General features: G+C 67.8%; 11 protein-coding genes and 2 tRNA genes. 3 read left to right on the forward strand and 10 right to left on the reverse strand.

Annotation, left to right across the window (positions count from 1 at the left end; all coding sequences use genetic code 11):
* The 4 genes from HV824_RS24210 to dnaK form a co-directional block, all read right to left on the reverse strand.
* The coding region (locus HV824_RS24210) for a MoxR family ATPase (RefSeq protein ID WP_176424346.1) at positions 1 to 1,355 on the reverse strand (1,355 nt) is incomplete at its 3' end.
* A 50-nt stretch (positions 1,356 to 1,405) separates the two neighbouring features.
* Complete coding sequence (locus HV824_RS24215) at positions 1,406 to 1,816, reverse strand: thiol-disulfide oxidoreductase DCC family protein (RefSeq protein ID WP_176420946.1); 411 nt, start codon at positions 1,814 to 1,816, stop codon at positions 1,406 to 1,408.
* Positions 1,816 to 2,697, reverse strand: a complete 882-nt coding sequence (locus HV824_RS24220; RefSeq protein ID WP_176420947.1) for a hypothetical protein — start codon at positions 2,695 to 2,697, stop codon at positions 1,816 to 1,818. The genes HV824_RS24215 and HV824_RS24220 overlap by 1 nt, the downstream gene beginning before the upstream one ends.
* Before the next feature lie 202 nt (positions 2,698 to 2,899).
* Entirely contained in the window at positions 2,900 to 4,810 is a 1,911-nt protein-coding gene (gene dnaK / locus HV824_RS24225; RefSeq protein ID WP_176420948.1) for a molecular chaperone DnaK, read from the reverse strand.
* A 393-nt stretch (positions 4,811 to 5,203) separates the two neighbouring features.
* Here dnaK and HV824_RS24230 point away from each other — a divergent pair, with 393 nt between their 5' ends.
* Positions 5,204 to 6,295: a diacylglycerol kinase family protein gene (locus tag HV824_RS24230; protein ID WP_176424347.1), complete on the forward strand. Its 1,092-nt coding sequence runs from the start codon at positions 5,204 to 5,206 to the stop codon at positions 6,293 to 6,295.
* Positions 6,296 to 6,319: 24 nt separating this feature from the next.
* Here HV824_RS24230 and HV824_RS24235 read toward each other — a convergent pair whose 3' ends face one another.
* The 5 genes from HV824_RS24235 to greB all read right to left on the reverse strand — a co-directional run bounded on the left by HV824_RS24235 (position 6,320) and on the right by greB (position 10,481).
* Complete coding sequence (locus HV824_RS24235; RefSeq protein ID WP_176420950.1) at positions 6,320 to 7,081, reverse strand: cyclopropane-fatty-acyl-phospholipid synthase family protein; 762 nt, start codon at positions 7,079 to 7,081, stop codon at positions 6,320 to 6,322.
* Positions 7,082 to 7,127: 46 nt separating this feature from the next.
* Entirely contained in the window at positions 7,128 to 7,433 is a 306-nt protein-coding gene (locus tag HV824_RS24240; RefSeq protein ID WP_176420951.1) for a YbeD family protein, read from the reverse strand.
* Between the two features lie 15 nt (positions 7,434 to 7,448).
* Positions 7,449 to 8,768 carry a PhoH family protein gene (locus tag HV824_RS24245; RefSeq protein WP_163785557.1) on the reverse strand — a complete coding sequence of 440 codons (1,320 nt, stop codon included), beginning with the start codon at positions 8,766 to 8,768 and terminating at the stop codon, positions 7,449 to 7,451.
* 225 nt (positions 8,769 to 8,993) lie between these two features.
* Entirely contained in the window at positions 8,994 to 9,941 is a 948-nt protein-coding gene (locus HV824_RS24250; protein ID WP_176420952.1) for a deacetylase, read from the reverse strand.
* A 9-nt stretch (positions 9,942 to 9,950) separates the two neighbouring features.
* Complete coding sequence (gene greB, locus HV824_RS24255; RefSeq protein WP_176420953.1) at positions 9,951 to 10,481, reverse strand: transcription elongation factor GreB; 531 nt, start codon at positions 10,479 to 10,481, stop codon at positions 9,951 to 9,953.
* Positions 10,482 to 10,671: 190 nt separating this feature from the next.
* On the opposite strand from greB, the gene HV824_RS24260 reads away from it, so the two are divergent.
* Positions 10,672 to 10,744 (forward strand) — tRNA-Lys (locus tag HV824_RS24260).
* A 23-nt stretch (positions 10,745 to 10,767) separates the two neighbouring features.
* A tRNA-Glu gene (locus HV824_RS24265) sits at positions 10,768 to 10,840 on the forward strand.
* A gap of 341 nt (positions 10,841 to 11,181) precedes the next feature.
* Here the strand turns inward: HV824_RS24265 and HV824_RS24270 are convergent.
* Positions 11,182 to 12,948, reverse strand: a complete 1,767-nt coding sequence (locus HV824_RS24270) for an ATP-binding protein (protein ID WP_176420954.1) — start codon at positions 12,946 to 12,948, stop codon at positions 11,182 to 11,184.
* Between the last annotated feature and the right edge of the window lie 235 nt (positions 12,949 to 13,183).

The raw sequence follows: 13,183 nt of genomic DNA on the forward strand, positions 1-13,183 counted from the left end.
CCACCGCGCGGGCCCTGTTGGCCAAGCTGGTCCCCGTGCCCCGCCATGCCGCGCGCCAGCCGCTGCTCCTGCGCCGCCACCAGGGCCCGCGCCGCGGACAGCAACGGCATCCGGTTCTGCGCATGGCGGGGCCCGGGCACCAGCTTGGCCAACAGGGCCCGCGCGGTGGTGGAGACGACGCCGGGCTGCCAGTTGCGGCTCACGGACTCGACGGAGCTCACCTCTTCGGATGACCCGAGCGCTTGCGCCTCGCGCTCCACGCCGCCCCCCAGCTCCTGCCGTATCCTGGCCAACGCTTCGTCGAACGCGCGCTGCTCCAGGCGGACGATTTCGAGCTGCGCCCGCTCCCGGGGGTCCACCACGGACTTGAGCAGCGCCTCCGTCTCCCCCGCGGGCGGACCGCCCAGGAGGAAGAACCAGCGCAGCGAGTCCAGGTCCTCGACGGTGGCCTCCAACGCCCGCTCGGGGCGCCGGTAGATTTGATCCCTCACCACCGCGGCCTTGAGCGCCCACAGCGCCTTCACCACCGAGCGCTGGGAGAAGTACTTCGTCGGCACGTAGTCCGGCAGCTTCGCCACCTGGGCCGCCAGCGCGCGCTCCAGCGCATCCGTCAGCAGCTCCACGCCCTCCATGACGTGGCTGGGCACCACCACCTTCGTCACGGCGTCCTGCAGCAGGTCCACCTGCTGCAAGGACAGCCGCGCGCGCAGGTCCGGCCGCGCGCCATGGGAGAAGCGTTGCAGCATGGCCGCCCGGCTCTCCCGGCGCGCGAAGGACTTGGGCACGAAGCAGATGAAGCTCAGCCGGTCCGCGAAGGCCAGGAGCAGCTCGGGCGAGCGCGCCAGCACCTCGGAGAGATACCGGTTGCTCGTCATGACGACGCACTCGATGCGCCCCGTCGTCACCCGGCGGCCATGCTTCAGCTCCCGCTCGTGCAGCACGTTGAGGATGGAGCGCAGCAGCATGTCCCGGCCGTCGAAGACCTCGTCCAGGAAGGCGTGCTCGGAGCCCAGCATGCCCTCGTCGGTGAGGTACTCGGTGCGTCCCGTCTCCGTGAGCACCTTGAAGTCCACCGGGCCGATGAGGTCCGTCTGCACGGTGGACTCGGCCAGCTGCTTGGAGAAGAGCGACGGCGAGCCCGTGCGCTCGTCGATGATGCGCCCCAGCACGGCGCTGGCGATGGCGCTCTTGGCCGTCCCAGGGGGCCCCACCACCAGCACGTGCTCGCGCCCCAGGAGCGCCAGCTCCAGCTGCGTGAAGAGCGTCTCTCGCTCCAGGTAGGCATCCCGGAGCTCGGTGAAGAAGTGCCGGAAGGCGCGCGCGGCCTGGACGGATGGGGACGTTGGTGATTGCACGGACGAACCCGAGGTGGCGGGGAGACGCCATGCTACCCGCCGCGCGCGGCCTATTTGAAGCGGACCGCGCACGCTCCGTCCGGACACTGACGTCCCGCGATGCGAAACCGATAGCGGGCCACGACGCGATAGAGCGCGTCCAGGAGCTGCCGCAGGCCCGGCGCGTAGTACACGCGGAGCAGCCACCCCAACGGCCGCCTGCCCAGCGCCAGGACCACGGCCTCCAACCCCTCCACCACGGCCCCATCCGGCAGGACCAGCTGCAGGGCCCGCTCACAGCGGTCCGCAGTGACGCCCGGGAAGGACGCCAGCACCCCTTCCTCCCGAAACGAGCGCAGGCGCGTCCCCGTCCCGCCCAGCAGCCGCTGGAGCCGCCGTGCCGCCCCAGCGCACAGGCGACAGTGCCCGTCATAGAGAATCACGTCATGCCCGGGAGGCGTCGTCCGCGGCACGGGCGCCATCAGCGAGGCCTCAGCGTGTCATGCAGGTGCGCGTGCACCGCCCGCCAGATGTCGTGCTGCCGCTCGATGGGGTCCATCAGCGTCATGCCCACCGACGTCGCGGGCGAGCTCCCCTGGAAGGCCGAGTACTGCCGCACCTGCGTCCCGCCCGCGCCGTCCTCGTCGAAGACGAAGCGATTCGTGCCGCGCAGCGGGTGCCCATCCAGCGTGGTGATGTGCAGCGTGTTCGCGGCCGGCTCCAGGCGCACGGTGATGGGCGCCCACACGGGCGGGAGGCCCTTCTCCTCCAGGAACAGCTTGGCCCCATCCACCAGCGCCGCGGTCGCCGGGCGGACGCGGATGCCGGCGGCCTCGAACACCGCCGCCGGATGACGGACGAAGTAGGCGTAAGCCTGGGCGGGGGCCACGTCCGGAATGCTGCTGGTGTAGTCCGTCAAGGACGTGGGCGCGCCGGTGATGGGCGGACTGGGCTTCAGGTGGTCCAGGTGGAGGCGCGCGTAGCCATCCACGGCGGCGCTGTCCCCCATCAACCGGCTGGCAGCGGCGGCTTCGGACTGAGCGGCGGTGAGCGCCCCCTGCCGCACCTGCTCCATCAGGTTGCCCGTGGGCTTGGGCGGAAACGCGCCGCCCACGCCGAAGTCGAACTGGTTGTCGGCGCCTGTGCGGGGCCCCGAGCGAGGCCCGGGCACTTGCAGCGCCGGTGGATGATGCCCCCCGATGGAGGGCCCTCGGTAGGGCTCCACCGTCGAGGACGCCGCGGCGGAGGCGGGCCGGCGCTGCGCCGTGCTCGTGGGGAGAGGGACAGCCGCCGGCGCGGCGGCGCCCTCGGAGGGCGCGGTACCGGGCGGGAGGAAAGACGGTGACGACTGGATGCGGGACATGGAACGCCAGCCCCTGCACTCCCACCGCCAGTCCTCGCCCCAGTCCCATCAACCCCTTGGCCCAGCCCGACGTCCCGCTTCCCGTACGCCCGTCCTCCCTTTCGGAAGCCCCCCTCCGCCCCGCAAGACAGAAGGGCCGGTCCCCCACTCGCGTGGGAGCACCGGCCCTCTGCGTCACTTCAGGCGGCTCGCCGCGCCGCGACTACGACTGGCGGAACTCGGCGTCCACCACGTCGTCCTTCTTCGCGCTGGCCTGCGAGCCCGGCGCCGCGGAAGGATCGGCCCCCGGCGCGCCCTCGGCGCCCGGCGCGCCGCCCGTGGCGCGGTACATCTCCTCGGCGGCCTTGTAGCTGGCGGCCTGGAGCGCATCGAGCGCCGCCTTGATGGCGTCCTTGTCCTGGCCGTCGCGGACCTTGTTGAGCTCCGCCACCGCGTCCTCGAGCGCCTTCGCCGTGTCCGCGGACAGCTTGTCCTTGTTCTCCTTCAGCAGCTTCTCGGCCGCGTAGGACTGGCTCTCCGCCTGGTTCTTCATCTCCACCAGCTCGCGGCGGGTCTTGTCGGCCGCCTCGTTGGAGCGAGCGTCGGCGACCATCTTCTCCACCTCGTCCTTCGCGAGGCCGGACGAGTGGGTGATGGTGACCTTCTGCTCCTTGCCCGTGGCCTTGTCCTTGGCGCTGACGTTGAGGATGCCGTTCGCGTCGATGTCGAACGTCACCTCGATCTGCGGCACACCACGCGGCGCCGGCGGCATGCCCGTCAGGTGGAAGCGGCCGAGGCTGCGGTTGTCGCCCGCCATCTCCCGCTCGCCCTGGAGCACGTGGATCTCCACCTGCGTCTGGCCGTCCGCGGCCGTGGAGAAGGTCTCCGACTTGCGCGTGGGGATGGTGGTGTTGCGCTCGATGAGCTTCGTCATCACCCCGCCCAGCGTCTCCACGCCCAGGCTCAGCGGCGTCACGTCCAGCAGGAGGATGTCCTTCACCTCGCCGGAGAGCACGCCGGCCTGCACCGCGGCGCCCACCGCGACGACTTCGTCCGGGTTCACCGAGCGGTTCGGCTCCTTGCCGAACAGGCGCTTCACGGCCTCCTGCACCTTCGGGATGCGCGTGGTGCCGCCGACGAGGACGATCTCGTTGAGGTCCTTCGGCTCCACGCCCGCGTCCTTCAGACACTTGCGGCAGGGCTCCAGCGAGCGCTCGATGAGGTCGTCAATCATCGCCTCGAACTTGGCGCGCGTGAGCTTGACGTTGAGGTGCTTGGGGCCCGTCGCGTCCGCGGTGAGGAACGGCAGGTTGACGTCCGTCTCCATCGCGGCGGACAGCTCGATCTTCGCCTTCTCCGCCGCCTCCTTCAGGCGCTGGAGGACCATCTTGTCCTTGCTGACGTCCAGCCCCGTGTCCTTCTTGAACTCGGAGATCAGCCAGTCCATGATCCGCAGGTCGATGTTGTCACCGCCCAGGTGCGTGTCGCCGTTGGTCGCGAGCACGTCGACCACGTTCTCGCCCACCTCGAGGATGGACACGTCGAACGTGCCACCGCCGAAGTCATAGACGGCGATCTTCTCGTCCTTCTTCTTGTCCAGACCGTACGCGAGCGCCGCGGCGGTCGGCTCGTTCACGATGCGGCGCACGGTGAGGCCCGCGATTTCCCCCGCGTCCTTGGTGGCCTGGCGCTGGGCGTCGTTGAAGTACGCGGGGACGGTGATGACCGCCTCCGTCACCTTCTCACCCAGGTAGTTCTCCGCCGCGCGCTTCAGCTTCAGCAGCACCTGCGCGCTGATCTCCGGCGCGCTGTACTGCTTGCCGTCGATGTCCACGCGCGCGTCGCCGTTGGGGCCCCGGGCGACCTTGTAGGGGACCAGCGTGGCCTCCTCGGACACCTCGTCGTGCCGCCGGCCCATGAAGCGCTTGCTGGAGTAGATGGTGCGCTCCGGGTTGGTGATGGCCTGGCGCTTCGCCACCTGACCGACCAGGCGCTCCCCGTCCTTCGTGAACGCGACCACCGAGGGCGTGATGCGGCTGCCTTCCTCGTTGACGATCACCTTGGGCTCGCGACCCTCCATGATCGCGACCACACTGTTCGTGGTGCCCAGGTCGATCCCGATAATCTTGCCCACGGTTCCTATCCTCCGGAAAAGACTGCGTTTTCTTTGGAAACTTCTGATGTACGCCCAACGTAACCACCCACCCCTCGCTGTCAAACGCGGGGGCCACCGGGCCGCTCACCTGAAGGTGGCACTCCCCGCTGCGTAGCGCAGTGCGCAGGGCCACACGCACCGCGTCACAGTCTCGCCACTCGCACGCCACGGGTGCGTAACGCGCTCTACACCGCCGTCACCCTGCGGTAGCAACCGGGCGGGCTTCTGGACTGCAGGGAACGATTCAACCCCTTGGAATCTCAAGCTCGCTCGCCTGCTGACGCTTTGCGTCAGGACTTGGCGAGGATTGTGCACTGGCCAGGGGTGTCGCCGCCCGGTCCCCCACGGGCGCCAACCTTCGGAGCCGCCCTCATGCTGGTCCAGCCCCTCCGCTCTCCCGATCTCCGCCGTGCGCCCGCCGCGGACGTCACCGCCGAGCCCAAGGTCGCGGTCCTGCTGAACGCCAACGCCCGGAAGGTCGACGCTCGGGTGGTGAAGTCCCTGTCCCACGTGGTGCCGGAGCAGGACCTGTTCCTCTCCCGCTCGCCGCTGGACGCCCGCCGCATCATCCAGACGGTGCTGGAGCGTGGCTACCCCATGGTCTTCACGGGCGGCGGTGACGGCACCTTCATGGGCTTCGTGAATGAGGTCCTCCACCAGGTCGGCCCGCGCGGCCGCTTCGCGGGGAAGACGGCGCCGCGCTTCGGCATCCTCAAGCTGGGCACCGGCAATGGCCTGGCCGCCTACGTCAACGCCTCCGGCACCCGGGGCGACGGCATCCTCAATGACGTGCTGCGCGCCCGCACGGGCGAAGTCCCGGGCTACCGCCCCATGGACCTGCTGATGGTGGACGGGCAGCGCGCGCCGTTCGCCGGCCTGGGCGTGGATGGCAAGGTGCTCAACGACTACATCTGGGTGAAGGAGAACCTGGGCAAGGGCTTCTTCAAGAGCGTCCTCAGCGGCAGCGGCGGGTACTTCTCCGCGGTGGCCTGCAAGACGGTGCCTCACTACCTCACCCACTCCCACTGGGTGGAGTGTGAGGTCATCAACGGCGCCTCCGAGGCCTACCGGCTGAGCCCGGATGGCGGCACCCTGGGTGAGCCGCTGGCCCCGGGCGCCACGCTGTTCCGCGGCCGGCTGATGATGGCCGCGGCGGGCACCATGCCCTTCTACGGCTACGGCTTCCGCATGTTCCCCTTCGCGGGTCAGCGCCCGGGCTACATGCAGCTGCGGCTGGGCCAGGTGACGCCCACGCAGGTGCTCGCCCACCTGCCCAAGCTGTGGAACGGCCGCTGGTTCCCCGAAGGCCTGATGGACTTCCACGCGCGCGACGTCACCATCCGCTTCGCCAACCCCATGCCCTTCCAGGTGGGCGGCGACGCGGCCGGCTACCGCGAGCAGGTCACCATGTCCGTGGCTCCGGAGTCCGTCGAGCTGGTGGACTTCACCGGCGCGCTGAACTGAAAGCCCGCAGGGTGGCGCCCTCGACTACCCGCGGTCGCGGGACGCCGGGGGCCTCTCGCCCTGCTCCTTGCGGCGGCCCACCACGAAGGCGTAGCTGACGCTGGCCTTGCCGTTGCTCTCGCGGTGCAGCGCCAGCTCCTCGCGGAGCGCGGCGGGCTGCGCGCCGGGGATGGACGACAGGAACGCCTCGATGTCCCGGTAGTGCGCGTCCAGCTCCGCGTCATGGAGCGATTCGGCGGACTCGGGCTCGTAGCCGGCGCCCTCCACCACCTGCAGCAGCTCGCGCGGCAGCAGCAGCGCCCCGGCGACGCGGCGCTCCCAGAAGTCGAGCGTGGCCTTGGGAGCAAAGCGCCCCACCCGCGCGGGGAACGTGAAGCCCAGCCGCCCGCGCTTCGCCAGCAGGCCGCGCATGTTCGCCAGCGTGGCCTTCAACGGATAGAGCACGCGGCCCTGGATGAGGATGCCGTTGAACTCGCCGTCGGACAGGCCCAGCGCGTCCAGCGCCACGCGGCGGACTTCAACCTGCTCCGCCAGCCCCTGCGCCCGCACGCGCTCACGCACCGGGTTGAGGACGGTGTCATCGGTGTCGGCCGCGACGACGGTGCAGCCCAGCTCCCGGGCGAGCAGCAGCGCGGCGCTTCCGTCGGAGCCACAGCCGAGCACCAGCACGCGCGAGCCGGGCTCCAGTTGGGCCACCTTCGCGAAGCGCCGCGTCGCGTCATCCGAGCTGAAGGCGCGCCGGACATCCGCGGGGTGATACAGCGGGAAGGGCTCAGGCGGGCTCATGGATCCCCATATACCCGCCTCGTCCAGAGACTTCCAGCCACGGCCCCTACAAGTAGTAGATGACCCGCTCGTCCTTGTGGAGCCCGTCGTAGATGGCGCGCCGCTGCTCTTCGGACAGCAGGTACACGGACACGCTCAGGGAGACGTACTTGCCCTTGCTGCTGGGTTGCTCGTGGATGGCGTCCGGCGAGAGCTCCGTGCCCATGAGCCGCTTGAACAGCTCACGGACATGCTCCATGAAGCCGGACCCCTGCGCGCCCATCACCTTGAAGGTGTAGTCGGAGGGGTACTCGATGAGGGGCTTCTTCTCCCCTTCGCCGGCGGGAGGGCTTCCTGCGTCTTCCTTCGTCATGTCTGGTACCAGCGGCTACAGCAGGTTGGCGGCGAGTTCGGCCAGGGCGCTGCGCTCACCCTTGGACATGGTGATGTGCGCGGCGATCTTCTCGCTCTTGAAGCGGTTGACCACGTGGACCAGGCCGTTGTTCGTCGCGTCCACGTACGGGTTGTCAATCTGGAACGGGTCTCCCGTGAGGATGATCTTCGTGTTGTCGCCCACGCGGGTGATGATGGTCTTCACCTCGTGCGGCGTGAGGTTCTGGGCCTCGTCCACGATGATGAACTGGTTGGGCAGGCTGCGGCCGCGGATGTACGTGAGCGGCTCTATCTCCATCAGCCCCAAGTCCAGCAGCTCGTGGTAGCCGCGCCCGGCCTTCTTGTCCGCGCGGCTGAGGTTCATCAGGAACTCCACGTTGTCGAAGATGGGCTGCATCCAAGGGTTCAGCTTCTCCTCGACGCTGCCGGGCAGATACCCGATGTCCCGGCCCAACGGGAAGATGGGACGGCTGACCAACAGCTTCTGGTAGAGCCCCTCCTCCGTCACCTTCTGCAGCCCCGCGGCGATGGCGAGCAGCGTCTTGCCCGTGCCCGCCTTGCCGACGATGGTGACCAGCTTGATGTCGTCGTTGAGCAGCAGGTCCAGGCAGAAGGCCTGCTCCATGTTGCGCGGGCGGACGCCCCACGTGCCGTCCTTGATGTGCCGCACCAGCGGCACCAGCCGGCCCTTGGACCCGTTGAAGCGGCCCATGGCGGTGTGGGACGGGTTCGTCTCGTCCTTGAGGAGCACCACCTGGTTGGCGAACAGGGACTCGGCGTCCGGCAGCTCCACCTCCGCGCCCTGGCGGTACATCTGGTCCACCAGGTCCTTGGGGACCAGCCGCTCGGCGAAGCCGGTGTACAGCTCCGTGATCTCCACCCGCTCGGTGTCGTAGTCCTGGGCGATGAGGCCCAGGGCGTCCGCGCGGATGCGCAGGTTGGTGTCCTTGGTGATGAAGACGGCCTGCGTGTCCGGCTCCGCGCCCATCAGGTCGAGCGCCACCCCGAGGATGCGGTTGTCCATCAGGTTGCTGTCCGCCATGGACGGCGGCAGCGCGCGCTCGGTGAAGCTCACCCGCAACAGGCCACCGTGCGGCAGGGGCACCCCTTCCTTCAGGGAGCCCTCGGCGCGGAACGAGTCCAGGTAGCGCGCCACCAGGCGCGCGTTGCGGCCCAGCTCGGAGAGATCGCGCTTGAACTGGTCGATCTCCTCGATGACGTAGATGGGGATGATGACGTTGTTGTCTTTGAAGCCGTAGATGCTGCGGGGATCGTGAAGAAGGACGTTGGTGTCGAGAATGAAGTTCTTACGCATCGTGGGTTGCGCGACCTGAAGGTTCGGCTGCGACCGCGAGGGACCGTGCGACGGTGAGTCTCCTGACCACTATAGGCACCCGCTCCAGGGGAAACAGCCTGCTTGTCGCCAGGATGTGCGGCTGTCCGAAACCCCACGCCCCAGGCGCCGGGGATGACGGCGGTCCCCACGGCGCGTTTCGGCGAGTCACCATGGATCAGCCCTGTAGCACGAGCGGCCGTCCGTTCAGTGCGCCACGACGGGCGCGAGCGGATCATACCCGAGCAGCTCCGCCACCCGCTCGGGCGGCGGCCCCGGGGGCATCCGCTCCCAGGGAAAGCACCGCTGGAGCGTCTCCTCATCGAGCGTGAGCTGCCGCCGGGCCTCCAGTTGGAGTGCGTCATCCCACGCGTTCGCATCGAAGTGCTGCCCTAGCCGCGAGCTCAGCGGAGACACCATGGGCGAAGGCTTGAAGGCCACGGCCGCGCCGTGCTCGTCCCGCATGCAGTGCAGCTCCACCGCCCATGCATGGAGCCAGCGCGGCAGGTGCCGCCCCGCCTGACGGAGCGCGAGGAAGCGGCCCTGCGCGGCGCCCTCCACGAAGAGGAAGCGGCGGTCATAGACGCAGGCGGCGGAGAAGGTGGAGGGCGTGAGGGCCAAGGCCTCGGTGCCGATGCGGCGGGCCATCAGCAGGAGCACGTCCAAGATGTGGCCGGCGAGCTTGAGCCCGGGGTGGTTCTGCCCGGGCAGGGGTGGCCGGTTCCAGTCAAAGGCGCGCCCCGGGTTCTGGAGCAACAGCGAGTCCAGGTACAGCAGCGGCGTGGCGGCGAGCGCGTCATCGAGCCCCACCTCGGCCCCGGTCGTCCGCCGCAGGTCCAGGTCCGCCACGGGGACGTAAAACCGCCGGCTCCAGAGGATGATGCGGGGCCGGTACGGGTCCGAGCACACGACGCGGAGCTCCAGCGGTCCGACCCGCTCCTCGACGCGCTGGAAGAGCCCATAGGCGCGCAGGGCCCGCTCCAGGCCCTGGGGGCTGTAGGTGCCGAAGACGAGGTCGGCGCGGGAGGCCTCGGCGCTGCCCAGCCCCAGGTCTTCCAGGGTCATCCCCTCGCGCTCGGAGACGGCCAGGTCCGGCCCGCTCAGCGCCTGATAGATGCGACGGTAGCGGGGGTTGACGGGCTGAGTCCGAGGCATGGCTCCCACCTATTCGTAGCGGATGTCCACCACCGTGAGTTCGATGTCTCCGCGTGGCCGCCGCACCTCGACGGAGTCCCCCACGGCCTTGCGGAGGAGCGCCCGCCCCATGGGGGACTCCACGCTGATGCGCCCCCCGGAGGCGTCGATCTCGTCGGAGCCGACGATTTGATAGGTGCTCCGGCCGCCGTCCTCATCCTCCAGGCTGACCGTCGCGCCGAAGAAGACGCGGGAGCGGTCGGGCTGCTCGGCGGGCGTGACGATGGTGGCGGTGTCCAGGCGCTTCGTGAGGAAGCGGAGGCGGCGGTCGATTTCGCGCAGGCGCTTCTTCCCGTAGATGTACTCGGCGTTCTCGGAGCGGTCGCCCTGGGCGGCGGCGGCGGAGACCTCGGCCGTCACCTTGGGGCGCTCCTCGTTGAGGAGATGGACGAGCTCGCGGTGCAGGCGCTCGGCGCCCGCCCGGGTGAGGTAGCGACGGAACGGGGCCCGCTCGGCGTCGTCCTCCGGCTCCTGTTCATCCGGTTGTACTTCGTGGGACATGGTTCCTGTATATCGCCACGGGGTGACGCGGAGCGAAGGGCGGTGGCCCGGACGTTCACCGGAGAGCGGTCGGGGCGCTGTCAGAAACGGCCCCATGCGCTCGCCAGTGGAAAGCGTCGCCGAGTGCTGGTAGGAAGCGCCTGCCCGGGGGCTTCCGGGTGGTGGCGAAAAATTTAAAAAAGAATAGTGCGAGTCGCTAGCTCAGCTGGTAGAGCACCGGCCTTTTAAGCCGAGGGTCGGGGGTTCGATCCCCCCGCGACTCATGTTGTCGCAGTGAAGGTGTGCCGTCCCCGTCGTCTAGAGGCCCAGGACGCTGGCCTTTCAAGCCGGTAACACGGGTTCGAATCCCGTCGGGGACATTGGAACAGCCCCGTAAGTACCCGAAAACAAAGGGTACTTACGGGGCTGAACCGTTCGTAGGGGTTCGTTGGAGTTCGCTCGGTTACGTACGGAGAGCATCGAGTAATCGTCGCGCTCCGGCCAGCCTCCAACTAGGCGTCGGTACGGCTCATGGTCGTGGCTAAAGAGCCTCTTGGCTTTGGCCTCTACGCACCATCTCGCCCCTAGAACAGGCCCGCCTGCTACCGGCATGGCGCTCGCGACGGCGCCGACCTGCATCAGCGCCCCGAGCCTCCCTTAGGAGCAGTGGCCTCTGTTCTAGCGCGCGTAAGAGAGCCGAAACTAAGGCAGCAAGGATGCCTCACGCTGCCTGCTGGTCGTTCGTGAGCTGGTCCAGAAGCCAGCCGAGGCGAGCCCTCGCTGCGCTCACGACGGCGGCGTAGGACCTCACGTGCAGGCCCGGGGGACGCCAGTTAGCATCCACACTCGTCGCGGCCCTGCCTCCGATGACGAGCACTTCGAGGGGGTCGAAGTGCCTACGGAGGTCGTCCCGATACTTGGTGGCTTGAGTCTCATCGTCGCGGTCAATCGAATGACCGGGCTCCTTGAACTCGATGAGGAGATGCCGGCCCGTTAGCATGGCGCAAAGCAACAGGTCCGGTCGCTTCTTGGCTCGATCGCCGGTGAATTCTTTGTCGGCCCACTTCTTCAGGATGGTCGCCACGGTCTGGTTCGAGGAGAGCAGCGTAAAGTCGCCCTCTAGGAGCCAGAGGTTGCGCTCGATGACTTGGTGTAGTTCCTTCTCCTGGGTATCCGGCCGGGTCATCAGCTCATCGAGGCGGTCGAGGATCTCCAAGCGCCTCCGAGTCTGGAGACCGATGACGGCCATGTCCACGAGCCCGAACTGGCCCAGTGCATCGGCAAAGGTCGCGACCCCCTGGTGCCGCGCAACTTCAATGGCCTGGATGACCGCCCAGTACTCATCTCGCTCGAAGGCATCGAGCATGACGTTGATGACAGTGCCCCGACGCTCCTCACTCTCCCCGTAGAATTTCGTAAGCACCCGTTGAAGCGCGGCCTCCGCGAACCTGCGTCGATGCTCCGGCAGCCCGGCCAGACGGCGATCAATCTCCTGTTGAAGTCGAGCTTTCGCGAGACTCATCTGGCGAACGAAAACCTTATTGAGCTTCTCCTTTAGTTGCTCCCGCGCCCAGGTTTCCACGGCCTTGAACCCTGTGCTGTTCTCGATGATAGCGCCCCAGTCGGGGGTCACGTCCGCAGCAAGGCCGTCGGCTTCAATCTCGCCGTAGACCTTCTTCAATAGCTTGCCGGGAACTTCCTCGTCTTCATCCAGTCCGAAGTAGATCGGCTTGCCGACGACCTTCCCGCCGACGCGCACGACCACACCCGGGTGTTTGAGCGGTCTCTTTCCTTCGGCGAATGTCAGAGAGAGCTTCACGGGCCCTTCGGCCTGCAACTGAGCCCGTTCCGTGAACGCCTCGCCGGGAATGTCTTCGATGGCAAGCGCCTCACCGTTCACCCGAATCGTGAAGTCCGACCGACGACCGTACTCCAGCACTAACAGCTCCCGCAGCCTCTCGGCCGTCGGAAACGCCAGCGCCTGATTCAGATCCGTGAGCGTGATGGTCGTTCCGTGATCCCGCTCATCACATTCCGAAGTCGTGAGCGGGAGGTCGATCTTTTCCAAGTCTTGGCGGGAGTCGAGGAGGTCCTCCTTGCGGATGACCAAGCCCGTCCGTTTTCCATGTGCCTGGGTCTCCATCACCATGGTGGAGGCAGCCATCAGTCCAGCGAACTTGCCGATTCCCTTCCGGCCTTTGATTCGCCGCTTGAGCGACAGAGTCTCCTCTCCTTTGCGAGAACGCCGGTCGCTGGCGACCTTCAGGTACTCGCTTCGAACCTCCTGCTCGGTCATGCCAGTTCCGTCGTCCCGAATGACGATGGGGTCGTTGGTCATCGGGGCTGGCAACTGGATGTCTACCTCGTGAGCATCCGCATCCCAGGCGTTATCCACTAGCTCCTTGAGCGCGTGCTCCGAAGAGCGGTAGCTCTCTCCCAGGAGGGTCGCGAGTCGAGGATCAACCTGAAAGCGTGCTGACTTAGCCATCGCGTGCGCTCCCTCCAATCACTTACCACGCCTTGAGCCAGCGAGTGACAACGTACGAATACGCCTCTGACTCGACCGGAAAGTCGGATCCTACCATCCGTTCCGAAGAAGCCAAACCGCATGGACAGAGCCCCGATGAATCGCGTGCAGGCTCCGGCATTCTTGAGGACACGTCATTGGCCGCGGGCTGAGCCTGAGAGAGTAGGATAGAACTGAGTCGTCCTGCCTAACCAAG

It is taken from the genome of Myxococcus sp. AM009, from assembly GCF_013372605.1.
Classification (GTDB): Bacteria; Myxococcota; Myxococcia; order Myxococcales; family Myxococcaceae; genus Myxococcus; species Myxococcus vastator.